Consider the following 24,159-nt stretch of genomic DNA (forward strand, 5'->3'; position numbering starts at 1 on the left):
AAGCGAGGAGGACCGCCATGGGCGTGACCAATCGGTTGGCCTGTTACTCCGACCCCGCCGACCACTATTCCCACCGAGTACGCATCGTGCTCGCAGAGAAGGGTGTCAGCGCCGAGATCATCACTGTGGAGGCGGGCCGTCATCCGCCAAAACTGATCGAAGTGAACCCTTACGGCAGCTTGCCCACCCTGGTCGATCGTGACCTGGCGTTGTGGGAGTCGACCGTGGTGATGGAATACCTGGATGAGCGTTACCCTCATCCGCCTTTGCTGCCGGTGTATCCGGTGGCGCGTGCCAACAGCCGCCTGCTGATCCATCGGATTCAGCGTGACTGGTGTGGGCTGGTGGATGTGATTCTGGATTCGCGCAGCAAAGAAGCCGCCCGTGTGGTGGCGCGCAAGGAATTGCGCGAGAGCCTCACCGGCGTTTCGCCGCTGTTCGCCGACAAGCCTTTTTTCCTCAGCGAGGAACAAAGTTTGGTGGATTGCTGCCTATTACCCATACTCTGGCGCTTGCCGATTATGGGCATTGAACTGCCGCGGCCAGCCAAGCCGCTGCTTGATTACATGGAGCGCCAGTTTGCGCGTGAGGCTTTCCAGGCGAGTCTGTCTGGTGTCGAACGCGATATGCGCTAAGGCTTAAGGAGCCGCTGATGAACTCCAGTCGACCCTACTTGGTCCGCGCGCTCTATGAGTGGATTGTGGACAACGATTGCACCCCGCACATGCTGGTCAACTCTGAATTTCCCAAGGTTGACGTGCCGCAGGGGTTTGCCAGTGACGGGCAGATCGTGTTGAACGTATCTCCGAGTGCTGTGCGCCACCTGCACATGGACAATGAAGCTGTGAGCTTCGAAGGGCGTTTCGGCGGTGTGCCGCATACGCTGTTCGTGCCCATTGGTGCCATCCTCGGGATTTACGCCCGGGAAAATGGTCAGGGCATGGTGTTCGATCTGGAGTCGCCTTTCGAGGAGGACGAAGCGGTCGAAAGCGAGGACGGTAACGATGTGCCGCCACCGGATGCCGAACCGCCGCGTCCAAGCGGACGGCCAAGCCTGAAAGTGGTGAAGTAAGCGGTTCAGCCCTTGGGCGAACCGGAAAAAATGCCCCGACCTGCGTCGGGGCATTTTTTTGCGCGCAGGATATGGATGAAAGTCGCGACTGAACGGTGATCGTACAACCGCCATGGGCTATGATGCTGCCTTAGTCCGCCGAGATAGATGACCCCTCATGGAAAACGCCAACACCGCCCCTCGTCTTCCCCGCAAGCGCCGCAGCCTTGCCCAGGAATTGGTCACGGTGTTGTCCGAACAGATCCGCGACGGCGAGCTCAAGCGGGGCGACAAGTTGCCCACTGAGTCGGCGATCATGGAGGCCCATGGCGTCAGCCGCACGGTGGTGCGCGAAGCCATCTCGCGTTTGCAGGCGGCCGGGCAGGTGGAAACCCGTCACGGTATCGGCACGTTCGTGCTCGACACGCCAAGCCCCAGCGGCTTTCGCATCGACCCGGCGACGGTCGTTACCTTGCGCGATGTGCTGGCCATTCTGGAGCTGCGTATCAGCCTGGAAGTGGAGTCCGCCGGCCTCGCTGCACTGCGTCGCAGCGATGCACAACTGGCGGCGATGCGCGCCGCGCTCGATGCGTTGAACGAAAGCGCGGCCCACGCCGGCGATGCGGTGGCCTCGGATTTTGCCTTCCACCTGGAAATTGCCCTGTCCACCGGCAACCGCTACTTCACCGACATCATGACGCACCTGGGCACCAGTATCATTCCGCGGACGCGTCTGAATTCGGCGCGTCTGGCCCACGATGATCAACAGCACTACATGAGCCGTCTGAGCCGCGAACACGAAGAAATTTATGAGGCGATTGCTCGCCAGGATTCGGACGCGGCACGGGCGGCGATGCGTTTGCACCTGACCAACAGCCGTGAGCGGCTGCGCCACGCCCATGAAGAGGCGCAAGCGCAGCGCGGTTGAATTGCCCGGGTTCGCCGTTCCCACGCGTCGTCTGGGAACGATCAGTCAGACAGGTTGATTGGGTGTGTAGTCCTTAAGCAGCAAATACGCACTCCACCCCCACCAGTCAGCGGTCCAGTGCTTGTCGTTAAGGTCATTTACGTCTTTGCGTCGGAGTACCTTGTCCCCCTCCAGCCTGAACAGTGGCGAAAAGTTGTTCGCCGGGTTCTGGGCCGCGTTCAAATCCGGCACGTATAAAGGTGCCTTGAAGTGGGCCGGGGAGGGCGCCGCACCGCTGATAAACGTGTCGAAGATTTCGTCCGCCGAAGCCTGAACGGCGCGTTTGACCTGCGTCCGATTCGCCGCGTCACTGGCATCGAAGTAGCGTTTATCTCCATAGGCATGCCACTCATCCCCCATGGCATTGCGCACCTTGAGCCCGAATGCGCTGTCTTCGTCGTGCATGAAGCGACTGATCAGCGAACCCAATTCGTCGGGTGTCACCACGGCAGCCAGTTGCTTGCGCGGTACCCGCAGGTGCCCGGCGGAAAACAGATCGGTCAAAAAGTGATCAGCGAAGCTGTTCATGGCATACGCCAGTTCCAGCGCCTGGTCTGTGCCGGTTTGATGGGCCACGACGGCCTGCTGCAGCGCCGCCGTATGCCCTGCCAGGTAGGCCGACAACGCCCATTCGCCGAAGTGGTCGGCGTTGTCTGCTGCGAGTTTCAGGTAGCGCCCCAGCGGAAACAGTGCCGACACCGCACTGCCACCGCCGGTGATGCGGTTCCACTCTTCGGACAACGTATCGCCAAGCGCGTCATAGGCCTCATGGGGTTGTTTGCCAGCCTTGATGGTCCCGTTGACCGCGTTGATCTCCTTCTGCATTACCGCGAGGATCTTGCCGGCCTCTTCCCGCGACGCCGGCAGTACGGCGAGCGTATTGAAGGCCGCGGTGAAACGTTGCACGCGCTCGGCCGCAGAGGCGCCATCGCTGATGGGCCGGCCGGGAATGCCATAAAAGTCACCGCCCAGAGCAATCACCTGACCGTAGGTCAGCGCAAGCCCGTTGGGCAGGTGCAGTTGGACGTCACGTGCGGGAATCGGCGCGGCATCTTTAACGAAGCGCAGCAGCGTGTCGTCGCCGATCGCGGTGTGTTCGCTGCCTTCGAAGCGCAGGATCGTTGGGGTTTTTTCGGGTGCTGCGAGCTCAAGACCTGACATGTTAGCTCCTTGCTATGTCGTAGGAATCTTCCTTTTTTGCTGTACATATATACAGCTATGGCGAGCATAGAGGATAAATTTCCTACGTCAAGAATCCTTGTTTCAACACCCACGGCAGGTCACGGACGATGAATTGCAGTTGACGAATTCTTTTATAGTTGTACGATGACGTACGACATCATTAAAACCAACAACAACCTTTCGCCAGAAAGTCTTTACCCAGGGTGTTCGAATAATGAATCCACAAGAACTGAAGTCCATCCTCTCCCACGGTCTGTTGTCTTTCCCCGTGACCGATTTCAACGCCCAGGGTGACTTTCACCAGGCGGGCTACATCAAGCGTCTTGAGTGGCTCGCCCCCTACGGCGCCACTGCCTTGTTCGCCGCGGGCGGCACCGGTGAGTTTTTCTCCCTGGCCGCCAGCGAATATTCCCAAGTGATCAAGACCGCTGTTGATACCTGCGCCACCAGCGTGCCGATTCTCGCCGGTGTCGGCGGTTCGACCCGTCAGGCGATCGAATACGCTCAGGAAGCCGAACGCCTGGGTGCCAAAGGCTTGCTGTTGTTGCCGCACTACCTCACCGAAGCCAGCCAGGACGGGGTCGCCGCCCACGTTGAGGCCGTGTGCAAATCGGTAAAGATCGGTGTGGTGGTCTACAACCGCAACGTGTGTCGCCTGACCGCACCGCTGCTGGAACGCCTGGCCGAGCGTTGCCCAAACCTGATCGGCTACAAGGATGGCCTGGGTGACATCGAGTTGATGGTGTCGATCCGCCGCCGTTTGGGCGACCGTTTCAGCTACCTCGGCGGCCTGCCGACTGCAGAGGTTTACGCCGCTGCCTACAAGGCCCTGGGCGTACCGGTGTACTCCTCGGCGGTGTTCAACTTCATCCCGAAAACCGCGATGGACTTCTACCACGCCATTGCCAAGGACGATCACGCCACCGTCGCCAAGATCATCGACGATTTCTTCCTGCCCTATCTGGACATCCGTAACCGCAAGGCCGGCTATGCCGTGAGCATCGTCAAGGCAGGCGCAAAAATCGTCGGCTATGACGCAGGTCCGGTGCGCACGCCGCTGACCGATCTGCTGCCGGAAGAATACGAAGCCCTGGCTGCGCTGATCGACAAGCAAGGCCCGCAATAACCCATCAATAAGGCCGCTGAGTAATCAGCGGCCTTTTGCGTCAGGAGAAGATTCGTGTCCCAAGCCCAGCGTTTTGAAAACTACATCAACGGCCAATGGGTGGCCGGTGCCGACTATTGCGTCAACCTCAACCCGTCGGAGTTGTCTGATGTCATTGGCGAATACGCCAAGGCTGACGTCGCTCAAGTCAACGCCGCCATCGACGCGGCCCGCGCCGCATTCCCGGCCTGGTCTACCTCCGGGATCCAGGCGCGCCATGACGCGTTGGATAAAGTCGGCAGCGAAATCCTCGCGCGCCGCGAAGAACTCGGCACGCTGTTGGCCCGTGAAGAGGGTAAGACCCTGCCTGAAGCCATCGGCGAAGTGACCCGCGCCGGTAACATCTTCAAGTTCTTTGCCGGTGAGTGCCTGCGCCTGTCCGGTGATTACGTGCCGTCGGTGCGTCCGGGCGTGAATGTCGAGGTGACCCGCGAAGCCCTCGGTGTGGTTGGCTTGATCACCCCGTGGAACTTCCCGATCGCGATCCCCGCGTGGAAGATCGCCCCGGCCCTGGCCTATGGCAACTGCGTGGTGATCAAGCCCGCTGAGTTGGTACCGGGCTGCGCCTGGGCCCTGGCTGAGATCATCTCCCGCGCCGGTTTCCCTGCGGGCGTGTTCAACCTGGTGATGGGCAGCGGCCGTGTGGTCGGCGACGTGCTGGTCAACAGCCCGAAAGTCGACGGCATCAGCTTCACCGGTTCGGTCGGTGTGGGTCGGCAGATCGCCGTCAGTTGCGTGTCGCGTCAAGCCAAAGTGCAGCTGGAAATGGGCGGCAAGAACCCGCAGATCATTCTCGACGACGCTGACCTCAAGCAGGCGGTCGAGTTATCGGTGCAGAGCGCGTTCTATTCCACCGGTCAGCGCTGCACGGCGTCCAGCCGTCTGATTGTCACCGCCGGCATCCACGACCAGTTCGTCGCAGCCATGGCTGAGCGCATGAAGTCGATCAAGGTGGGCCACGCGCTGAAAAGTGGTACCGACATTGGCCCGGTGGTTTCCCAAGCCCAACTGGACCAGGACATGAAGTACATCGACATCGGCCAAAGCGAAGGCGCGCGGCTGGTCAGCGGTGGCGGTTTGGTCACGTGTGACACCGAAGGCTACTTCCTGGCGCCGACGCTGTTTGCCGACAGCGAAGCCGCCATGCGCATCAGCCGTGAAGAGATCTTCGGCCCGGTGGCCAACGTGGTGCGCGTGGCGGACTACGAAGCGGCGCTGGCCATGGCCAATGACACCGAATTCGGTCTGTCGGCGGGCATCGCCACCACGTCCCTGAAGTACGCCAACCACTTCAAGCGCCACTCACAGGCCGGGATGGTAATGGTCAACCTGCCGACCGCCGGTGTGGACTATCACGTTCCATTCGGTGGCCGTAAGGGCTCATCCTACGGTTCGCGTGAGCAAGGTCGCTATGCGCAAGAGTTCTACACCGTGGTGAAAACCAGCTACATCGGTTCGTAACACGCAGCACCCCGTGCAACCGCCCCCAACAGGCGGCGGTTGCGCACTCAACACCGCACATCATTACCCGCAAAAAAAATAATTAGTGGGAGTACAGCTACATGCAAGCGACCAAGCCGACCCACGTCCGCTATTTGATCCTGCTCATGCTTTTTTTGGTGACCACGATCAACTACGCCGACCGGGCCACTATCGCCATCGCGGGCTCCAGCCTGCAAAAAGACCTCGGCATTGACGCGGTCACCCTCGGTTACATCTTCTCCGCATTCGGTTGGGCCTACGTGGCCGGGCAAATTCCCGGTGGCTGGCTACTCGATCGCTTCGGCTCGAAAAAAGTCTACGCCCTGAGCATCTTCACCTGGTCACTGTTCACCGTGCTGCAAGGTTATGTCGGTGAGTTCGGTGTTTCCACCGCAGTCGTTGCGCTGTTTATGCTGCGCTTCATGGTAGGCCTGGCCGAAGCGCCATCCTTCCCCGGTAACGCGCGTATTGTCGCCGCCTGGTTCCCCACCGCTGAACGCGGTACGGCCTCGGCGATCTTCAATTCGGCGCAGTACTTCGCCACGGTGCTGTTCGCGCCGCTGATGGGTTGGATCGTCTATCGCTTCGGCTGGCAGCACGTGTTTATCGTGATGGGTGTGATCGGCATCGTGTTCTCGCTGGTTTGGCTGAAAGTTATCCACAGTCCGCGCCAGCATCCGATGATCAACGAGGCCGAGTTCAACCATATCGCGGCCAATGGCGCGATGGTCGATATGGACCAGGACAAGGGCAAGGGTAAGAAAACTGACGGTCCGAAGTGGGATTACATTCGCCAGTTGCTGACCAATCGCATGATGCTCGGCGTGTACCTGGGCCAGTACTGCATCAACGGCATCACCTACTTTTTCCTGACCTGGTTCCCGGTGTACCTGGTGCAGGACCGTGGCATGACCATCCTCAAGGCTGGGTTCATTGCCTCGTTGCCGGCGATCTGCGGCTTTATCGGCGGTGTGCTCGGCGGGGTAATTTCCGACTACCTGCTGCGCAAAGGCCATTCCCTGACGTTCGCCCGCAAGGCGCCGATCATCGCCGGCCTGTTGGTGTCGAGCAGCATCATCGCGTGCAACTACGTCGATGTTGAATGGATGGTGGTGGGCTTCATGGCCTTGGCCTTCTTCGGCAAGGGCGTTGGCGCGCTGGGTTGGGCGGTGGTGTCCGACACTTCGCCGAAACAAATCGCCGGCCTCAGTGGCGGCCTGTTCAACACCTTCGGTAACCTCGCTTCCATCACCACACCGATTGTGATCGGCTACATCATCAGCACCACCGGCTCGTTCAAATGGGCGCTGGTGTTCGTCGGCGCCAACGCGCTGGTGGCGGTGTTCAGCTACCTGGTCATCGTCGGCCCGATCAAACGCGTAGTACTCAAAGAGCCGCCAAGCAAGGGGCCAGAGTTGACCAACCTAACCCAAGCGCATTCCTGAGAGGCACCGTGATGCAGTTGATTGAACATGCCGACTCGCCGCGCTCCATTCGTTTGCACGAGCGCGACAACGTGGTGATCGTGGTCAATGACCAGGGCGTGCCAGCCGGGACTGAGTTCCCCGACGGCCTGGTGACCGTGGATTTCATCCCCCAGAGCCATAAAGTGACCCTGGAAGATATCCCCGAAGGCGGTCAGATTATTCGCTACGGCCAGACCATCGGTTACGCATTGAAGCCGATTCCGCGCGGCAGTTGGGTCCAGGAAGATCAACTGCGCATGCCCACTGCGCCGCCGCTGGACAGCTTGCCGCTGTCTACCGAGGTGCCTCAGGCTCAGGCACCGTTGGAAGGTTTTACGTTCGAGGGCTATCGCAACGCTGATGGCACCGTGGGCACGCGCAATATCCTCGGGATCACCACCACAGTGCAGTGCGTCACCGGGGTGCTGGACCACGCCGTCAAGCGCATCAAGGACGAGTTGCTGCCCAAGTACCCCCACGTCGATGACGTGGTGGCGCTGACCCACAGCTACGGCTGCGGGGTGGCGATCACGGCCACTGACGCTTACATTCCGATCCGCACCGTGCGCAACCTGGCACGTAATCCGAACCTGGGCGGTGAAGCCCTGGTGATCAGCCTGGGCTGCGAAAAATTGCAGGCCGGGCAGGTGATGCATGACAACGACAGCTCCGTTGACTTGAGCGAGCCGTGGTTGTATCGGCTGCAGGATTCCAGCCACGGCTTCACCGAAATGATCGAGCAGATCATGGCGCTGGCCGAAACCCGCCTGAAGAAACTCGACCAGCGCCGCCGGGAAACCGTACCGGCGTCCGAGCTGATCCTGGGCATGCAATGCGGCGGCAGTGATGCGTTTTCCGGCATCACCGCCAACCCTGCGCTGGGCTACGCCTCCGACCTGTTGCTGCGAGCCGGCGCCACGGTGATGTTTTCCGAAGTGACTGAAGTACGCGATGCCATCTACCTGCTGACATCGCGCGCCGAAAGTAAGGAAGTTGCCCAAGAGCTTGTCAGGGAAATGGACTGGTATGACCGTTACCTGGCCAAAGGCGAGGCGGATCGCAGCGCCAACACCACGCCGGGCAACAAAAAGGGCGGGTTGTCGAATATTGTCGAAAAGTCCTTGGGCTCCATCGTCAAATCCGGCAGCAGCGCGATCAACGGCGTACTGGGCCCCGGCGAGCGCTTCAAGGGCAAGGGCCTGATTTTCTGTGCGACGCCGGCCAGCGACTTTGTGTGCGGTACGTTGCAACTGGCGGCAGGGATGAACCTGCATGTGTTCACCACCGGCCGCGGCACGCCTTACGGGCTGGCGATGGCGCCGGTGGTGAAGGTGTCGACCCGTACGGAATTGGCACAACGCTGGCCGGACCTCATCGACATCGACGCCGGGCGTATCGCCACCGGCCGCGCGAGCATCGAAGAGCTGGGCTGGGAGTTGTTTCACTTCTACCTGGACGTGGCCAGCGGCAAAAAACAAACGTGGGCGGAGCATCACAAACTGCATAACGACATCACGTTGTTCAACCCGGCGCCGATTACCTGATTGTGAGCAGGCTTGCCTTGCGCAGCCCAGCGCGAGGCAATGCAGGGATGGGGACCAGACTAAACGGGGCGTAGTGGCTTATCATTAGCCTCCTAACGACGCTCACCAAGGTTCTCCCCGGCATGCTGGCTATCTTCCTCACCACCCTCACCATCACCGCGCCGGTGTTTGCCATGCTGTTTCTGGGTGTGCTGCTCAAGCGCATCAACTGGATCAACGACAACTTTATCCATACGGCTTCGTCCCTGGTGTTCAACGTCACCATGCCGGCGCTGCTTTTCCTGGGCATCCTGCATGCCGACCTGCACTCGGCGCTCAAGCCGGGGTTGCTGATCTACTTTTCCATCGCCACGCTGGTCAGTTTTGCCCTGGCCTGGGGCTGGGCGATCTTTCGTTGCAAGCGTGAAGACCGCGGCATTTATACCCAAGGCGCATTTCGCGGCAATAACGGAGTGATCGGCCTGGCGCTCGCGGCCAGCATGTACGGCGACTACGGCATTTCATTGGGTGCAATCCTCGCCGCACTGGTGATCCTCTTTTACAACACGCTGTCGACCATCGTGCTGGCGGTGTACAGCCCGGTGATCAAGTCCGATCCGTGGAGCATTTTCAAAAGCGTGGCGGCCAACCCATTGATCATCAGCGTTATCGTGGCGGCGCCGTTCGCGTATTTTCAGATTGGCCTGCCCGGCTGGCTGGAAAAATCCATGCAGTACCTGGCCGACACCACCTTGCCGTTGGCGTTGATCTGCATCGGCGGCACCCTGTCCCTGGCGGCGCTGCGCAAAAGCGGCAACATGGCGTTGAGCGCGAGCTTGATGAAGATGGTCTGGTTGCCGGTGGTCGCCACTTTGGGTGCCTGGCTGCTGGGCTTTCGCGGGCCTGAACTGGGGATTCTGTTCCTGTATTTCGGCGCGCCGACGGCCGCCGCTAGCTTCGTGATGGCCAGGGCGGCCGAGGGCAATCACGAGCTGGCGGCGGCGATTATTGTGATCACCACCCTGATGGCGGCGGTGACCACGAATATCGGTATTTTTGTGCTGCAGGCGGGTGGCTGGATCTAGCCTTCTTTCTGGTAGGTATCGATCACTTCCTGAGCGGCACGAAACGCATCGATCGCCGCCGGCACGCCCGCATACACTGCGCAATGCAGCAGCGCTTCGCGAATCTCCTCCACGGTGCAGCCATTGTTCAGCGCGCCGCGCACGTGGCCCTTAAGCTCTTGTGGGCACTTGAGCGCGGTGAGGGCGGCGAGGGTGATCAGGCTGCGGGTCTTGAGCGGCAAACCTTCGCGGTTCCACACGCTGCCCCAGGCATGTTCGTTGACGAAATCCTGCAACGGCTGGGTGAACTCGGTGGCATTGCCCAGGGCGCGGTCGACGAACGCATCGCCCATGACCTGGCGACGCATTTCAACCCCGGGCTTTTTCTGATCGGTCATTGCGATTCCCTCTTATGTTGGCGGCGCCAGGCGCGCAGCGACGTGAACACCAGGAACACCACCAGCGCCGGCAGGACGTAATACAGCATCAATTGTTCAAGCTTGTTGGCCAAGGGCATGCCGGTGGTGAATGACATCACGTGCAGCCCATACGCCAGGTACAGCCCCAGCAGCACCAGACCTTCAGCGCGGGTGACGCGGTAGCCGGTATAAAACACCGGCAGGCACAACACCACCACCCCGAGCATCACCGGCAGGTCGAAGTCCAGGGCGTTGGGCGATACCGATAACGGCGACGGCGCCAACAGGGCGGTCAGCCCCAGTACGCCGAGCAGGTTGAACAGGTTGCTGCCGATCACGTTGCCCACGGCAATGTCCCGCTGGCCACGCAGGGCGGCGATCAGCGAGGTGGCCAGGCAGGGCAGGGACGTGCCGACGCCGATCAGCGTCAGGCCGATGATGCGTTCCGACAAGCCCAGGTCGCTCGCCACCTCCACTGCCGCGCCCAGCAGCAAGTGCCCGGCCAGCACCAGAATCAAAAAACCGCCGAGCATCAGCAGCACACTGCTCAGCCACGGCGCCTGGGCGACGGTGTGCAGGGTGCGCGGGCGGCGCGAGTGACGGGTCTGGTAGTGCAGCACGCCGAGATAGGCCAGCAAGGCGATCAGTAGGAAAAGTCCATCGGCAGGTGTCAGCTCTTCATTGGCCGCCAGGGTGAACACCAACAGACTCGCGAGGATCATCACCGGGATATCCAGGCGCACCAGTTGCCGCGAAACGCGCAGGGGAATGATCAACGCCGACAGGCCCAGGGTCACCAGGATATTGAAGATGCTGCTGCCGATCACGCTGCCCACGGCGATGTCGGTATTGCCGGCCAGGGTCGCCTGCAAACTGACGGTCATCTGCGGCGCGCTGCTGCCGAAGGCCACGATGGTCAGACCGATGATCAATGGCCGCACCTTGAGACTGGCCGCCAGGCGAACGGCGGCGCGTACCAGGATCTCGGCACCGGCGATCAATAACAACAGGCCGCTGGCCAGTTCGAGCAGGCTCCAGGGCGAGAGGGCGGTTAATCCGAAGATAGCCAAGGCTCCTTTGAGAGGGGATGGGGGTCAGTGACTTAAGGCTTGCACGCGAACCCGCGCGGTGCCGCTGCGCAGCATGCCCAGTCGCTCGGCTGCTTCGCGCGAAAGATCAATCAAGCGCCCACGAGTATGCGGGCCGCGATCATTGATGCGGACCACCACGGATTTGTCGTTGTCGAGATTCGTCACCTTGACCTGGGTGCCGAACGGCAGTTGCCGGTGGGCGGCGGTCAGGGCGTTTTGGTTGAAGGGTTCACCGCTGGCGGTTTTTTTGCCGTGGTGACGGGCGCCGTAGTAGGAGGCGGTGCCGGTTTCGTCGTAGCCATTGGGATCGATGAGGCCGCTGGCGCAACCGGTCAGCAGGGAAGACAGGGCCAGGAGGCCGAGTAGACGCTTCATTCAGAGATCCCCGAAATTAATCCAGGACCGGCGTGTGTGGGAGCGCGCTCCCACACAAACCGGTCACTGCAGACAGGCCGTTGTTATCAGCCTTCGAGCTTGCTTTTCAGCAGTTCGTTTACCTGTTGCGGGTTGGCCTTGCCTTTGGAGGCTTTCATGGCCTGGCCGACGAAGAAGCCGAACATCTTGCCGCGCTTGGCCTCGTCCGCCGCACGGTACTGTTCGACCTGCTCGGCGTTGGCCGCCAGCATCTCATCGAGGACGGCCGAGATGGCGCCGCTGTCGGTGACTTGCTTGAGGCCACGCTTTTCGATGATCGCGTCAGCGGAGCCTTCGCCCGCCGCCATCGCCTCGAACACGGTCTTGGCGATTTTGCCGGAGATGGTGTTGTCCTTGATGCGCAGCAGCATGCCGCCCAGTTGCTCGGCGGTCACCGGTGCCTCGTCGATTTCCAGGCCCTGTTTGTTCAACAGGCTGCCCAGCTCAACCATCACCCAGTTGGCCGCCAGCTTGGCGTCGCCGGCAATGCTCACGACTTTTTCGAAGTAGTTGGCTTGTTCACGGCTGGAGGCCAATACGCTGGCATCGTAGATCGACAGGCCGAACTGCGCCTGGAAACGCTCGCGTTTCTGCTGCGGCAATTCCGGCAGGGTGGCGCGGATGTCGTTGAGGAACGAGTCCTCGAGCACCACCGGCAACAGGTCCGGGTCGGGGAAGTAACGGTAGTCGTTGGCTTCCTCCTTGCTGCGCATCGCGCGGGTTTCGTCTTTGTTCGGGTCGTACAGGCGCGTTTGCTGGATCACCTTGCCACCGTCTTCGATCAGTTCGATCTGGCGACGTACCTCGGTGTTGATCGCCTTCTCGATGAAACGGAACGAGTTGACGTTCTTGATCTCGCAGCGGGTGCCGTACTCGGCCTGGCCTTTTGGGCGTACCGACACGTTGCAGTCGCAACGCAGCGAGCCTTCGGCCATGTTGCCGTCGCAGATGCCCAGGTAGCGCACCAGTGCGTGGATGGTCTTGACGTAGGCCACGGCTTCCTTGGCGCTGCGCATGTCCGGCTCGGACACGATCTCCAGCAGCGGCGTGCCGGCGCGGTTCAGGTCGATACCGGTGGCTCCTGGGAACTCTTCGTGCAGGCTCTTGCCGGCGTCTTCTTCCAGGTGAGCACGGGTAACGCCGACGCGCTTGATGGTGCCGTCTTCCAGCGGGATGTCCAGGTGGCCCTTGCCGACGATCGGCAGTTCCATCTGGCTGATCTGGTAGCCCTTGGGCAGGTCCGGATAGAAGTAGTTCTTGCGCGCGAACACGTTGTGCTGGCCGATCTCGGCGTCAATCGCCAGGCCAAACATCACCGCCATGCGCACCGCTTCCTGGTTCAGCACCGGCAGCACACCGGGCATGCCCAGGTCTACCAGGCTGGCCTGGGTGTTGGGCTCTGCGCCGAACGTAGTGGCGCTACCGGAGAAAATCTTCGATTGGGTGGCGAGCTGGGTGTGAATCTCCAGCCCGATCACAACTTCCCATTGCATAGTGTTCTCCTCAGAAGCCGATAGGGGTGCGAGTGTGCCAGTCGGTGTTCAACTGGTACTGGTGCGCCACATTGAGCAGGCGGCCTTCCTGGAAATACGGGGCAAGCAGTTGCACGCCGACCGGCAGGCCATCGACGAAACCGGCGGGCATGGACAAGCCCGGCAGGCCCGCGAGGTTGGCGGTGATGGTGTACAGGTCTTCCAGGTACTCGGCGATCGGGTCGCCGGTCTTGGCGCCGATTTTCCAGGCCGGGTTCGGCGTGGTTGGGCCGAGGATCACGTCGACGTCTTCAAAGGCTGCCATGAAGTCGTTCTTGATCAGGCGACGGATTTTCTGCGCCTTGAGGTAGTACGCATCGTAGTAGCCGGCCGAGAGCGCATAGGCGCCGACCATGATGCGGCGCTGCACTTCGGCGCCGAAGCCTTCGCCACGGGAGCGTTTGTACAGGTCGGTGAGGTCTTCCGGGTTCTCGCAGCGATAACCGAAACGCACGCCGTCAAAACGCGACAGGTTGGAGGAGGCTTCCGCTGGCGCGATCACGTAGTAGGCAGGAATCGCGTGCTGGTTGTTCGGCAGGCTGATTTCCTTGATCACGGCGCCGAGTTTTTCCAGCGTCTTGACGCTGTTGTGCACCAGTTCGGCGATACGCGGGTCGAGGCCTGCGCTGAAGTACTCCTTCGGCACGCCGATGCGCAGGCCCTTGATCGAGGCGTTAAGACTGGCGCTGTAGTCCGGCACCGGTTCATCGATGCTGGTGGAGTCCTGTGTGTCGAAACCTGCCATGCCTTGTAACAAAATCGCGCAGTCTTCAGCGGTGCGGGCCAGAGGGCCGCCCTGATCGAGGCTGGAGGCGTAGGCGATCATGCCCCAGCGGGAAACGCGACCGTAGGTCGGCTTCAGGCCGGTGAGGTTGGTGAAGGCGGCGGGCTGGCGGATGGAGCCACCGGTGTCGGTGGCCGTGGCGGCGGGCAGGAAGCGCGCGGCAACCGCCGCGGCCGAACCGCCGGACGAACCGCCGGGCACGTGTGCCAGGTTCCATGGGTTTTTCACGGCGCCGTAATAGCTCGACTCGTTGGCCGAGCCCATGGCGAATTCGTCCATGTTGGTCTTGCCCAGGGTCACGGCCCCGGCAGCAGCCAGCTTGGACACCACGGTGGCGTCATAGGGCGCCTTGAAGTTGTCGAGCATCTTCGAGCCGCAGCTGGTGCGAACGCCCTGGGTGCAGAACAGGTCTTTGTGGGCGATCGGTGCGCCCAGCAGGGCGCCGTTTTCACCGTTGGCGCGACGTGCGTCGGCGGCCTTGGCCTGGCTCAAGGCCAGCTCTTCGGTGAGGCTGATGAAGCTGTTGACCTTGGGGTCGTGCTCGGCGATACGCGCCAGCAGGGTCTTGGTCAGCTCTTCGGAAGAAAACTTTTTGTCGGCGAGACCGCGGGCGATCTCGGCCAGAGTCATGTGATGCATGAAAGGCTCTTTCCCTTTAGTCGATGACTTTCGGAACCAGGTACAGGCCGTTTTCGACCGCTGGCGCGATGGACTGGTAGGCCTCGCGATTATTACGTTCGGTCACGACGTCTGCGCGCAGGCGCTGGCTGGCTTCCAACGGGTGAGCCAGAGGCTCGATGCCGTCGGTATTGACCGCCTGCATTTGGTCAACCAGCCCGAGAATGCTGTTCAGGGCTGCGGTGGTCTGTGGAAGATCGGCTTCATTCAGGCCAAGCGAGGCCAGATGAGCGATTTTTTCCACGTCGGAGCGTTCAAGCGCCATGGGAATCTCCAGTGGAAAACAGAACGGAGGCTGTCCGTGTGTTAGATTGTCGGAACACTACCGCATTTCTACGGTCTTACGGCCGCGATTGTGGGGTTAGGTGCACAGAAAGTCGGCCAATTTAGCACATTGGCGCCTTGCCCAAAATCCCTGTCGTTGTTAGAGTTTGCCGCACTTTTTTACCCACGCGTTGCCTAGGGTCCCTTTCCCATGTTCAAGAAACTGCGTGGCATGTTTTCCAGCGATCTTTCCATTGACCTGGGCACTGCCAACACCCTTATTTACGTGCGCGAGCGCGGTATCGTTCTGAATGAACCATCGGTTGTGGCCATTCGGACCCATGGTAATCAGAAAAGTGTCGTTGCCGTCGGCACCGAGGCCAAGCGCATGCTCGGCCGTACACCAGGCAATATTGCCGCCATTCGTCCGATGAAAGACGGCGTGATTGCCGACTTCAGCGTCTGCGAGAAGATGCTGCAGTACTTCATCAACAAGGTTCACGAAAACAGTTTCCTGCAGCCCAGCCCTCGTGTGCTGATCTGCGTTCCCTGCAAGTCCACCCAGGTGGAGCGTCGCGCTATCCGTGAATCGGCCCTTGGTGCCGGTGCCCGTGAAGTGTTCCTGATCGAAGAGCCAATGGCTGCTGCGATCGGTGCCGGCCTGCCGGTTGAAGAAGCGCGCGGTTCGATGGTGGTGGATATCGGTGGTGGTACCACTGAAATCGCCCTGATTTCCCTGAACGGTGTGGTGTATGCCGAATCCGTGCGCGTGGGTGGCGACCGCTTCGACGAAGCGATCATCACTTATGTGCGTCGTAACTACGGCAGCCTGATCGGTGAATCCACCGCCGAGCGCATCAAGCAGGAAATTGGTACTGCTTACCCGGGCGGCGAAGTTCGCGAAGTCGATGTTCGCGGTCGCAACCTGGCCGAAGGCGTTCCACGTGCGTTCACCCTGAACTCCAATGAAGTGCTGGAAGCTCTGCAAGAGTCCCTGGCCACCATCGTTCAGGCTGTGAAGAGCGCCCTGGAGCAGTCGCCGCCGGAACTGGCTTCCGATATCGCCGAGCGTGGATTGGTGCTGACCGGTGGTGGCGCCTTGCTGCGCGACCTCGACAAGCTGCTGGCCCAGGAAACCGGCCTGCCGGTGATCGTGGCCGAAGACCCGCTGACCTGCGTTGCCCGTGGCGGTGGTCGTGCACTGGAAATGATGGATAAACACACCATGGACCTGCTCTCCAGCGAATAAGATCGTTGGCGGCGCCATGTTTCGCCAACAGGCAGCACTTTGCAGTGCTGCCTGTTGGCGTTTATCTTCTTCAATCTGCATCCAGGCCGGTTAGATGCCGTATGAATAAAGAGAACATTTGCCTGGGAGGAGCGGCTTATTAAACCGCTTTTCGCCAAAGGCCCCTCATTGGGCGTGCGCTTATTGGTGCTGGTCGTGCTTTCGGTCGCGCTGATGGTGGTCGATGCCCGCTTTGCACTGCTCAAGCCCGTGCGTAGCCAGATGTCGCTGGTATTGATGCAGACTTACTGGATCACCGACCTGCCGCAACGTCTGTTCCAGGGCGTGGCCAGCCAGTTCGGCAGCCGCACTGAGCTTGTCGCCGAAAACGAAAAACTCAAGACCGAAAACCTGCTGCTGCAGGGGCGCATGCAAAAGCTGGCGGCCCTCACCGAGCAGAACGTTCGGCTGCGCGAGTTGCTCAATTCTTCTGCGCTGGTCAATGAAAAGGTCGAAGTGGCCGAATTGATCGGCATGGATCCCAACCCGTTCACCCATCGCATCATCATCAACAAAGGTGAGCGTGACGGTGTGGTCCTTGGCCAGCCCGTGCTGGACGCCAGAGGCCTGATGGGGCAGGTGGTCGAGTTGATGCCCTACACCTCGCGGGTACTGCTGCTGACGGACACGACCCACAGCATTCCAGTACAGGTCAACCGTAACGGCCTGCGCGCGATTGCCAGCGGTACCGGCAACCCCGAGCGCCTGGAACTGCGTCACGTCGCCGACACTGCAGACATCAAGGAGGGCGATCTGCTGGTCAGCTCCGGCCTGGGGCAGCGCTTCCCGGCAGGTTACCCGGTGGCGACGGTCAAGGAAGTGATCCACGATTCCGGCCAGCCCTTCGCCATTGTGCGCGCCGTGCCTACTGCGGCCCTGAACCGCAGCCGCTACCTGCTGCTGGTGTTCAGCGACAGCCGCACCCCGGAAGAACGCGCCAACGACGCCGCTAAGGCTCAGGAAGCAGAAGACAGAAAGAACGGCACAGCGCCTATCATTCCGGCGACCGTGCCCAAGCCAATGCCAACGACCCCGGCGGTCCCGGCGACCACGCCTGCACCGGCGGCGGCTGTCGCCACGCCGGTCAAGCCGGCTGCCCACAACACTCATCCGGTAAAGCCAGCGGCCACTAAGCCGCCGACCACCACGCCTGCTGCCACGGCGCCTGTCGTCAAACCTGCGGCGGCAGCGCCGGCGGCAACACGGCAGAGGGAGGAATAATGGCCGGTACTCATCCGCGCAACGGTTGGATCATCTGGCTGACGTTCGCTATCGGCTTGCTGCTCAGCGTTTCGCCGCTGCCGCAATTCATGGAAATCCTGCGCCCATTGTGGCTGGCCCTGTTGCTGGCGTTCTGGTCGCTGAACCTGCCGCATAAAGTCGGCATGGTCACGGCGATGTTCCTGGGCTTGGCGGAAGATGTGCTGTATGGCACCTTGCTAGGCCAGAACGCGTTGATCCTGACCCTGATCACCTTCCTGGTGCTGTCGTTGCAGCAACGCTTGCGCATGTTCCCGATGTGGCAGCAATGCCTGGTGATTTTGGTCATCTTCGGCCTGGCGCAATTGGTACAGCTGTGGCTCAGTGCCTTGACCGGCAACCGCCAGCCAACCCTGGCGCTGGTGTTGCCGGCGCTGGTCAGTGCGCTGCTGTGGCCGTGGATCAGTTTCGGCCTGCGCGGGCTGCGTCGTCGCTACAAAATCAATTGAATGGATTGCGAGGCTCTGCCTGGTTATCGAACCCAACAGGGAGAGGCTGCAATGACTTCGCTTTATCTGGCCTCGGGCTCTCCGAGGCGGCGTGAACTGCTGACCCAGATCGGTGTGTCTTTCACCGTGGTCAGCGCCACTATCGATGAAACACCCCTTGCGAATGAATCGGCTGTTGCCTACGTCGAGCGTCTTGCATACGGCAAGGCGACGGCGGGTTTCGCCGCGCTTGACCAGGCTTGCGGCGTCTGTGTGCTGGGTGCCGACACTGCCGTGATTATCGACGGCCAGATTCTCGGTAAACCAGTGGACCAGGACGACGCCCTGGCTATGTTGATGGCACTGGCGGGGCGCGAACATGAGGTGCTCACTGCGATTGCCGTCACCGATGGGCTGCGCTGCGAAACGAGATGTGTAAGCAGTCGTGTACTTTTTCGCGGGATTTCTGTCGAGGAGGCTACAGCCTACTGGCACAGTGGCGAACCCCAGGACAAGGCGGGCGGCTATGCTATTCAAGGGCTTGGATCGGTGTTTGTGGCCGGGCTCAATGGCAGCTATTCCGCCGTGGTAGGCCTGCCGGTGTGCGAAACCGCGCAACTGCTCTCCCAATTCGGCATACCCTGTTGGCAAAACCTTACCGCGCGCTGAACGCGTGACGCCAGCGCCCAGCCTTAAGCGATCGGTCACTATTGTGAAAACGCCTGAACGAGACCCAGCCATGAGTGAAGAGATTCTGATCAATATCACGCCGATGGAATCGCGCGTGGCGGTGGTAGAGAACGGTGTTCTGCAAGAAGTGCACGTCGAGCGTACCCAGAAACGCGGGATCGTCGGCAACATCTATAAAGGCAAAGTGGTGCGTGTATTGCCAGGCATGCAGGCGGCGTTCGTCGACATCGGCCTGGATCGCGCCGCGTTTATCCATGCTTCGGAAATTTCCCTGCGTGAAGGCCCGGCGGTAGAGAGCATCAGTGCGTTGGTGCATGAGGGGCAGAGCCTGGTGGTGCAGGTCACCAAGGACCCCATTGGTTCCAAAGGCGCACGCCTGACCACGCAACTGTCGATTCCGTCGCGTTACCTGGTGTACATGCCGCGGACTGCCCACGTCGGCATCTCCCTGAAAATTGAAGACGAGGCCGAGCGCGAGCGCCTGAAGAAGGTGGTCAGCGACTGTGTGGCCGCCGAGGGTATCAAGGAAGCGGGCGGTTTTATCCTGCGCACCGCCGCTGAAGGCGCCGGTGCCGATGAGATTCTGATGGACATCCGCTACCTGCGCCGTCTGTGGGACCAGATCGGCGCGCAGATCCAGACGATCGGCGCGCCGAGTGTCATCTATGAAGACTTGGGTCTGGCCCTGCGTACGCTGCGCGATCTGGTCAGCCCCAAGATTGAGAAAATCCGCATCGATTCGCGGGAAACCTTCCAGCGCACCACGCAATTTGTTGCCGAGCTGATGCCGGAAATTGCCGACCGCCTGGAGCACTACCCCGGCGAGCGCCCGATCTTTGACCTGTATGGCGTCGAAGACGAAATCCAGAAGGCCCTGGACCGCAAGGTACCGCTCAAGTCCGGTGGCTATCTGGTGGTGGACCCGGCCGAGGCGATGACCACCATTGACGTCAACACCGGCGCGTTCGTAGGGCACCGCAACCTTGAAGAAACCATCTTCAAGACCAACCTTGAAGCGGCCACTGCGATTGCCCGCCAGCTGCGCCTGCGCAACCTGGGCGGCATCATCATTATCGACTTCATCGACATGGAAGATGAGGAACACCAGCGCCAGGTCCTGCGCACCCTCGAGAAGCAGCTGGAACGCGATCACGCCAAGACCAATATCATCGGCATCACCGAGTTGGGGCTGGTGCAGATGACCCGAAAACGTACCCGCGAAAGCCTGGAGCAAGTACTGTGCGAGCCCTGCAGCAGTTGCCAGGGCCGCGGTAAGTTGAAGACACCGGAAACGGTTTGCTACGAGATTTTCCGGGAAATCTTACGAGAGGCGCGGGCTTACCAGGCCGAAGGTTATAGAGTGCTTGCCAACCAAAAAGTGGTCGATCGCCTGCTTGATGAAGAGTCCGGTAACGTTGCCGAGTTGGAGGGGTTTATCGGGCGCACCATTCGCTTCCAGGTAGAAACCATGTACTCCCAGGAACAATACGACGTGGTGCTGCTCTGATCCCCAATCGCGTGTCATTTTTGATATCGACAGCCCTTGAGCTGCCGTCCGCTTACTGCCTTGAGGGTCGCCTGACATGGAGCGTCTGATACGCTTTTTTGCCGCTTTGACCCGTTGGGGCCTGGGCCTGTGCGCCTTGCTGCTGGTATTGGCGGCGGTCTACGTAAGCCTGGGACGCGAATTGACGCCGCTGGTGGCCGAATACCGTGCGCAAGTCGAAACCAAGGCCCAGACGGCGCTGGGCATGCCTATGCACATCGGCAGCCTGGAGGGACGCTGGAGCGGCTTCGCACCGGTGCTGCTGGCCCATGACGTGATGGTGGGTGAGGGCAGCAATGCCTTGCGCCTGGACCAGGTGGAAGTGGTGCCGGATATCTGGGCCAGCCTGATGGCGCGTGAAGTGCGCCTGGCTCACCTGCAAGTCAGTGGCCTGCAACTGAGCGCCAAGGAAGACAAAGACGGCCATTGGGCACTGCAAGGGCTGCCGATTCAGGACGATCAGCCATTGGACCCCGAGCAACTGCTCACGCGCATGCAAATGGTCAAGCGCGTGTCGCTGCTCGACAGCCAGGTCACCTTGCAGCCGCTTGATCAGGCTCCGCTGACCCTCACCTATGTGGGCCTGAGCCTGCATACCGGCATGACCCGCCAGCGTCTCGACGTACGCCTGACCCTGCCCGACGGCCAGCCCCTCGCTGTGAGCCTGCGCAGCCGCATTCGTGCCAGCCAGTGGAAAGACGCTGAAGTCCAGGCTTACCTCAGCGTGCCGCAAAGTGACTGGGCCAAGTGGATTCCTGCCAGACTGACCCAGCAATGGAAGCTCACGCAGTTCAAGGCGGGTGGTGAGTTCTGGATGAATTGGGGTCGCGGCGCCGTGCAAAGCGCCGTGGTGCGTTTGAATTCGCCGCAGGTCCAGGGCAGTTACGCCGAGCGTAAGCCGGTGCACATTGAAAACCTGGCCCTCACCGCATATCTGCAACGCAGCGAAAGTGGGCTGAAGGTACTGTTCGATTCGCTGGCGATGACCCTGGGTGACACCCGTTGGGAATCACGCCTGCAATTGCAGCAAAGCCTGGCAACCGACAAAGACCAGGAGGTCTGGAAGCTGCAGGCCGATCGTCTCGACTTGACGCCCATCACGCCACTGCTCAACGCCCTGGCGCCGCTGCCGGAAGGTTTTGCCAAAACCGTCGAACACCTCAAAGCCACTGGTCTGCTGCGAAATGTGCTGGTGGATTTCCGCCCGCAGGACACCACCGATAACAAAGTCAGCTTTGCCGCCAATCTGGAGCGCGTAGGCTTTGATGCCTACTTCGGCGCCCCGGCAGCACGTAATGTCTCCGGCAGTATCAGCGGCGACCTTGGCCATGGCGAACTGCGCATGGACAGCAAGGATTTCTCCTTGCACCTGGACCCGATTTTCGCCAAGCCCTGGCAATACCTTCAGGCCAATGCGCGCCTGACGTGGAAGCTGGACAAGCAGGGCTTCACCTTGATCGCGCCGTATATCAAGGTGCTGGGGGAAGAGGGCAAGATTGCCGCCGACTTCCTCATTCGCCTGAGTTTCGACGACGCCAGGGAAGACTACATGGACCTGCGGGTCGGCATGATCGAAGGTGATGGACGCTTTACCCCCAAATACCTGCCCGCCGTGCTGAGTCCGGCGTTGGATGAGTGGTTGCGCACCGCGATTCTCAAAGGCGCGGTGGATCAAGGTTTCTTCCAGTACCAGGGCTCGCTGAATCACGATGCGGTGCCGGCTTCGCGCAATATCAGTCTGTTCTTCAAGGTGCATGATGCCGAACTGGCCTTTCAGCCGGGCTGGCCCCATGTGAGCAAGGTCAATGGCGAAGTGTTTGTCGAGGAGAGCGGTGTACGCATCCTGGCCAGCAAGGGCCAATTGCTCGACACCAAGGTCCAGGACATCTACGTCAATATTCCCCACGCCCCGGCGGGCAAGGACAGCCATCTGCTGCTCACCGGGGGCTTTGCTGGTGGGCTGGGCGATGGCCTGAAGATCCTTCAGGACGCGCCGATCGGTACGGCCTCGACCTTTGCCGGCTGGAAAGGCGAGGGCGACCTGCAAGGCAAGCTGGACCTGGATGTTCCGTTGGCCAAGGGCATCGAGCCCAAGATCGTGGTGGACTTCCAGACGGACAAGGCACGCCTGCAATTGGCGGAGCCGACGCTGGAACTGACGCAGCTCAAGGGCGACTTCCGCTTCGACAGCACCAAGGGGTTGAGTGGCGAGAAAATCACGGCCCAGGCGTTCGACCGGCCGATCACCGCGCAGATCTTCGCCGACGGCAAGCCAGGCAATATCAGTACCCGGGTCGCCGCCAAAGGGCAGGTCACGGTCAAACGGTTGACCGACTGGTTGAACATCACCCAGCCGTTGCCGGTGTCGGGCGATATTCCGTACCAGTTGCAACTGAACCTGGCCGGTGCGGATAGTCAACTGATGGTCAGCTCCAACCTCAAAGGTGTGGCGCTGGATTTGCCGGCGCCGTTCGGCATGCCGGCCAGCCAGGGCCGTGACAGCGTATTCCGCATGACCTTGCAGGGTGCTGAGCGTCGTTATTGGTTCGGTTACGGTGAGCTGGCGAACTTCACCTTTGCCGCGCCACCGGACAAATTCAGCGAAGGTCGTGGTGAGCTGTTCCTTGGCGAGGGCGACGCCGTGCTGCCGGCTGCCAAGGGCCTGCGTATCCGAGGCGTGTTGTCGGAACTGGATATCGACCCGTGGCGCAAGCTGGTCAACCAGTATGCCGGCAATGATCCGGGCGGCAGCGCCAAGCAGCTGTTGAGCAGCGCCGACTTCAAGATAGGCAGACTCACTGGCTTGGGTACCCAGTTCGATCAGGTGAGTTTGCAGCTGGACCGCAAACCCGCCGCGTGGAGCATGCAGCTCGACAGTCAGCAGGCCAAGGGGCGTGTGAATGTGCCGGATGCCAAGGGCACGCCGATCGGCATCAACCTGCAATACGTAAAATTGCCGGCCGTGGACCCGACCGTACAGGCGGATGAAAACGCGCCGGACCCGCTGGCCAGCATCGATCCCAAGGATATTCCAGCGCTGGATATCGCGATTGATCAGTTGTTCCAGGGACCTGACCTGGTGGGCGCCTGGTCACTGAGAATTCGACCGACCACCAAGGGCTTGGCGTTCAGTGACCTGGACTTGGGCCTCAAAGGCATGCAGCTCAAAGGCGCCGGTGGCTGGGAAGGCTCGCCGGGCGACAGCAGCAGTTGGTACAAGGGGCGGCTGGACGGCAAGAACATCGGCGATGTGCTCAAGGGCTGGGGCTATGCGCCCACCGTGACCAGCGAAGACTTCCACCTGGATGTGGATGGACGTTGGCCGGGTTCACCGGCGTGGGTCGGGCCAAAGCGCTTCTCCGGCAGCCTGGATGCAGCCTTTCGCAAAGGTCAGTTCGTTGAGGTCGAAGGTGGCGCCCAGGCGTTACGGGTATTCGGCCTGCTCAACTTCAACTCCATCGGACGCAGGTTGCGCCTGGATTTTTCGGACCTGCTTGGCAAAGGCTTGAGCTATGACCGGGTCAAAGGTCTGCTTGCTGCCAGCAATGGCGTTTTCGTGACCCGCGAGCCGATCACCCTGACCGGGCCGTCGAGCAATCTGGAACTCAATGGCACCCTGGACCTTGTGGCTGATCGTGTTGATGCCAAGCTGTTGGTGACGTTGCCGGTGACCAATAACCTGCCTATCGCCGCGCTGATCGTGGGGGCTCCGGCCATTGGTGGAGCGCTGTTCCTGATCGACAAGCTGATCGGCGACCGCGTATCGCGTTTTGCCAGCGTGCAATACAAGGTGGAAGGGCCGTGGAAGGACCCGAAGATCACCTTCGACAAGCCATTTGAAAAACCAAACTGACAGCGTGTGGAG

Annotated in this window: 21 protein-coding genes; 14 read left to right on the plus strand and 7 right to left on the minus strand. The window is 60.8% G+C overall.

From position 1 onward, the window contains the following. Nucleotides 1–17 precede the first annotated feature (17 nt). The 3 genes from KZX66_RS00795 (at nucleotide 18) to KZX66_RS00805 (ending at nucleotide 1,979) form a co-directional block, all read left to right on the plus strand. Entirely contained in the window at nucleotides 18–635 is a 618-nt protein-coding gene (locus KZX66_RS00795; RefSeq protein WP_248075227.1) for a glutathione S-transferase N-terminal domain-containing protein, read from the plus strand. Between the two features lie 17 nt (nucleotides 636–652). Further along, nucleotides 653–1,072 carry a ClpXP protease specificity-enhancing factor gene (locus tag KZX66_RS00800; protein ID WP_248075229.1) on the plus strand — a complete coding sequence of 140 codons (420 nt, stop codon included), beginning with the start codon at nucleotides 653–655 and terminating at the stop codon, nucleotides 1,070–1,072. 157 nt (nucleotides 1,073–1,229) lie between these two features. Next, nucleotides 1,230–1,979: a FadR/GntR family transcriptional regulator gene (locus KZX66_RS00805; protein WP_248075231.1), complete on the plus strand. Its 750-nt coding sequence runs from the start codon at nucleotides 1,230–1,232 to the stop codon at nucleotides 1,977–1,979. Between the two features lie 45 nt (nucleotides 1,980–2,024). Here the strand turns inward: KZX66_RS00805 and KZX66_RS00810 are convergent, their stop codons facing one another. Beyond that, nucleotides 2,025–3,179, minus strand: coding sequence for a phospholipase (locus KZX66_RS00810; protein ID WP_248075232.1), 1,155 nt, complete (start codon nucleotides 3,177–3,179; stop codon nucleotides 2,025–2,027). 235 nt (nucleotides 3,180–3,414) lie between these two features. Here KZX66_RS00810 and kdgD point away from each other — a divergent pair, with 235 nt between their 5' ends. The 5 genes from kdgD to KZX66_RS00835 all read left to right on the plus strand — a co-directional run bounded on the left by kdgD (nucleotide 3,415) and on the right by KZX66_RS00835 (nucleotide 9,921). Beyond that, nucleotides 3,415–4,326, plus strand: coding sequence for a 5-dehydro-4-deoxyglucarate dehydratase (gene kdgD, locus KZX66_RS00815; protein WP_027604837.1), 912 nt, complete (start codon nucleotides 3,415–3,417; stop codon nucleotides 4,324–4,326). 54 nt (nucleotides 4,327–4,380) lie between these two features. Beyond that, entirely contained in the window at nucleotides 4,381–5,826 is a 1,446-nt protein-coding gene (locus tag KZX66_RS00820) for an aldehyde dehydrogenase family protein (RefSeq protein WP_248075234.1), read from the plus strand. A 101-nt stretch (nucleotides 5,827–5,927) separates the two neighbouring features. After that, nucleotides 5,928–7,292, plus strand: coding sequence for an MFS transporter (locus tag KZX66_RS00825; RefSeq protein WP_248075236.1), 1,365 nt, complete (start codon nucleotides 5,928–5,930; stop codon nucleotides 7,290–7,292). Nucleotides 7,293–7,303: 11 nt separating this feature from the next. After that, on the plus strand, nucleotides 7,304–8,857 hold the full coding sequence (garD, locus tag KZX66_RS00830; RefSeq protein WP_248075986.1) for a galactarate dehydratase: 1,554 nt from the start codon (nucleotides 7,304–7,306) through the stop codon (nucleotides 8,855–8,857). Nucleotides 8,858–8,979: 122 nt separating this feature from the next. Continuing rightward, on the plus strand, nucleotides 8,980–9,921 hold the full coding sequence (locus KZX66_RS00835) for an AEC family transporter (protein ID WP_248075238.1): 942 nt from the start codon (nucleotides 8,980–8,982) through the stop codon (nucleotides 9,919–9,921). Here KZX66_RS00835 and KZX66_RS00840 read toward each other — a convergent pair. From KZX66_RS00840 to gatC, 6 genes are all read right to left on the minus strand, one after another. Then, nucleotides 9,918–10,298, minus strand: a complete 381-nt coding sequence (locus KZX66_RS00840; protein WP_065877292.1) for a carboxymuconolactone decarboxylase family protein — start codon at nucleotides 10,296–10,298, stop codon at nucleotides 9,918–9,920. The genes KZX66_RS00835 and KZX66_RS00840 overlap by 4 nt on opposite strands. After that, nucleotides 10,295–11,341: a calcium/sodium antiporter gene (locus KZX66_RS00845; RefSeq protein WP_248075988.1), complete on the minus strand. Its 1,047-nt coding sequence runs from the start codon at nucleotides 11,339–11,341 to the stop codon at nucleotides 10,295–10,297. The genes KZX66_RS00840 and KZX66_RS00845 overlap by 4 nt, the downstream gene beginning before the upstream one ends. A 72-nt stretch (nucleotides 11,342–11,413) precedes the next feature. Then, a complete protein-coding gene (locus KZX66_RS00850; RefSeq protein WP_248075240.1) occupies nucleotides 11,414–11,785 on the minus strand; it encodes a septal ring lytic transglycosylase RlpA family protein in 372 nt (123 codons plus the stop codon). 86 nt (nucleotides 11,786–11,871) lie between these two features. Continuing rightward, on the minus strand, nucleotides 11,872–13,317 hold the full coding sequence (gene gatB / locus KZX66_RS00855) for an Asp-tRNA(Asn)/Glu-tRNA(Gln) amidotransferase subunit GatB (protein ID WP_248075242.1): 1,446 nt from the start codon (nucleotides 13,315–13,317) through the stop codon (nucleotides 11,872–11,874). 10 nt (nucleotides 13,318–13,327) lie between these two features. Then, a complete protein-coding gene (gene gatA, locus KZX66_RS00860; protein ID WP_248075244.1) occupies nucleotides 13,328–14,779 on the minus strand; it encodes an Asp-tRNA(Asn)/Glu-tRNA(Gln) amidotransferase subunit GatA in 1,452 nt (483 codons plus the stop codon). 16 nt (nucleotides 14,780–14,795) lie between these two features. Further along, nucleotides 14,796–15,083 carry an Asp-tRNA(Asn)/Glu-tRNA(Gln) amidotransferase subunit GatC gene (gene gatC / locus KZX66_RS00865; protein ID WP_003171764.1) on the minus strand — a complete coding sequence of 96 codons (288 nt, stop codon included), beginning with the start codon at nucleotides 15,081–15,083 and terminating at the stop codon, nucleotides 14,796–14,798. 210 nt (nucleotides 15,084–15,293) lie between these two features. Between gatC and mreB the strand changes: the two genes are divergently transcribed. The 6 genes from mreB (at nucleotide 15,294) to KZX66_RS00895 (ending at nucleotide 24,147) form a co-directional block, all read left to right on the plus strand. Beyond that, nucleotides 15,294–16,331 (plus strand): rod shape-determining protein MreB, encoded by a 1,038-nt coding sequence (gene mreB, locus KZX66_RS00870; protein ID WP_002555108.1) that lies wholly within the window; start codon nucleotides 15,294–15,296, stop codon nucleotides 16,329–16,331. A 138-nt stretch (nucleotides 16,332–16,469) separates the two neighbouring features. Beyond that, nucleotides 16,470–17,591 carry a rod shape-determining protein MreC gene (mreC, locus tag KZX66_RS00875; RefSeq protein ID WP_348983785.1) on the plus strand — a complete coding sequence of 374 codons (1,122 nt, stop codon included), beginning with the start codon at nucleotides 16,470–16,472 and terminating at the stop codon, nucleotides 17,589–17,591. Beyond that, nucleotides 17,591–18,079, plus strand: a complete 489-nt coding sequence (gene mreD, locus KZX66_RS00880) for a rod shape-determining protein MreD (protein ID WP_248075248.1) — start codon at nucleotides 17,591–17,593, stop codon at nucleotides 18,077–18,079. Before mreC ends, mreD begins: the two co-directional genes overlap by 1 nt. 51 nt (nucleotides 18,080–18,130) lie before the next feature. Beyond that, nucleotides 18,131–18,727 carry a Maf family protein gene (locus tag KZX66_RS00885; protein ID WP_248075250.1) on the plus strand — a complete coding sequence of 199 codons (597 nt, stop codon included), beginning with the start codon at nucleotides 18,131–18,133 and terminating at the stop codon, nucleotides 18,725–18,727. Between the two features lie 70 nt (nucleotides 18,728–18,797). Beyond that, nucleotides 18,798–20,255 carry a ribonuclease G gene (rng, locus tag KZX66_RS00890; RefSeq protein WP_248075252.1) on the plus strand — a complete coding sequence of 486 codons (1,458 nt, stop codon included), beginning with the start codon at nucleotides 18,798–18,800 and terminating at the stop codon, nucleotides 20,253–20,255. A 76-nt stretch (nucleotides 20,256–20,331) separates the two neighbouring features. Beyond that, a complete protein-coding gene (locus tag KZX66_RS00895; RefSeq protein WP_248075262.1) occupies nucleotides 20,332–24,147 on the plus strand; it encodes a YhdP family protein in 3,816 nt (1,271 codons plus the stop codon). Nucleotides 24,148–24,159 lie beyond the last annotated feature (12 nt).

The organism is Pseudomonas sp. EYE_354, from assembly GCF_023148575.1.
Classification (GTDB): domain Bacteria; phylum Pseudomonadota; class Gammaproteobacteria; order Pseudomonadales; family Pseudomonadaceae; genus Aquipseudomonas.

Bases quoted from the DNA above. Each gene is read 5' to 3' on its own strand.
- KZX66_RS00810 (WP_248075232.1), bottom strand. From the start codon at position 3,179: ATGTCAGGTCTTGAGCTCGCAGCACCCGAAAAAACCCCAACGATCCTG.
- KZX66_RS00895 (WP_248075262.1), top strand. From the start codon at position 20,332: ATGGAGCGTCTGATACGCTTTTTTGCCGCTTTGACCCGTTGGGGCCTG.
- rng (WP_248075252.1), top strand. From the start codon at position 18,798: ATGAGTGAAGAGATTCTGATCAATATCACGCCGATGGAATCGCGCGTG.
- mreD (WP_248075248.1), top strand. From the start codon at position 17,591: ATGGCCGGTACTCATCCGCGCAACGGTTGGATCATCTGGCTGACGTTC.
- gatB (WP_248075242.1), bottom strand. From the start codon at position 13,317: ATGCAATGGGAAGTTGTGATCGGGCTGGAGATTCACACCCAGCTCGCC.
- KZX66_RS00795 (WP_248075227.1), top strand. From the start codon at position 18: ATGGGCGTGACCAATCGGTTGGCCTGTTACTCCGACCCCGCCGACCAC.
- KZX66_RS00885 (WP_248075250.1), top strand. From the start codon at position 18,131: ATGACTTCGCTTTATCTGGCCTCGGGCTCTCCGAGGCGGCGTGAACTG.
- KZX66_RS00835 (WP_248075238.1), top strand. From the start codon at position 8,980: ATGCTGGCTATCTTCCTCACCACCCTCACCATCACCGCGCCGGTGTTT.
- KZX66_RS00800 (WP_248075229.1), top strand. From the start codon at position 653: ATGAACTCCAGTCGACCCTACTTGGTCCGCGCGCTCTATGAGTGGATT.
- gatA (WP_248075244.1), bottom strand. From the start codon at position 14,779: ATGCATCACATGACTCTGGCCGAGATCGCCCGCGGTCTCGCCGACAAA.
- garD (WP_248075986.1), top strand. From the start codon at position 7,304: ATGCAGTTGATTGAACATGCCGACTCGCCGCGCTCCATTCGTTTGCAC.
- kdgD (WP_027604837.1), top strand. From the start codon at position 3,415: ATGAATCCACAAGAACTGAAGTCCATCCTCTCCCACGGTCTGTTGTCT.
- KZX66_RS00825 (WP_248075236.1), top strand. From the start codon at position 5,928: ATGCAAGCGACCAAGCCGACCCACGTCCGCTATTTGATCCTGCTCATG.
- KZX66_RS00805 (WP_248075231.1), top strand. From the start codon at position 1,230: ATGGAAAACGCCAACACCGCCCCTCGTCTTCCCCGCAAGCGCCGCAGC.
- mreB (WP_002555108.1), top strand. From the start codon at position 15,294: ATGTTCAAGAAACTGCGTGGCATGTTTTCCAGCGATCTTTCCATTGAC.
- KZX66_RS00850 (WP_248075240.1), bottom strand. From the start codon at position 11,785: ATGAAGCGTCTACTCGGCCTCCTGGCCCTGTCTTCCCTGCTGACCGGT.
- KZX66_RS00840 (WP_065877292.1), bottom strand. From the start codon at position 10,298: ATGACCGATCAGAAAAAGCCCGGGGTTGAAATGCGTCGCCAGGTCATG.
- gatC (WP_003171764.1), bottom strand. From the start codon at position 15,083: ATGGCGCTTGAACGCTCCGACGTGGAAAAAATCGCTCATCTGGCCTCG.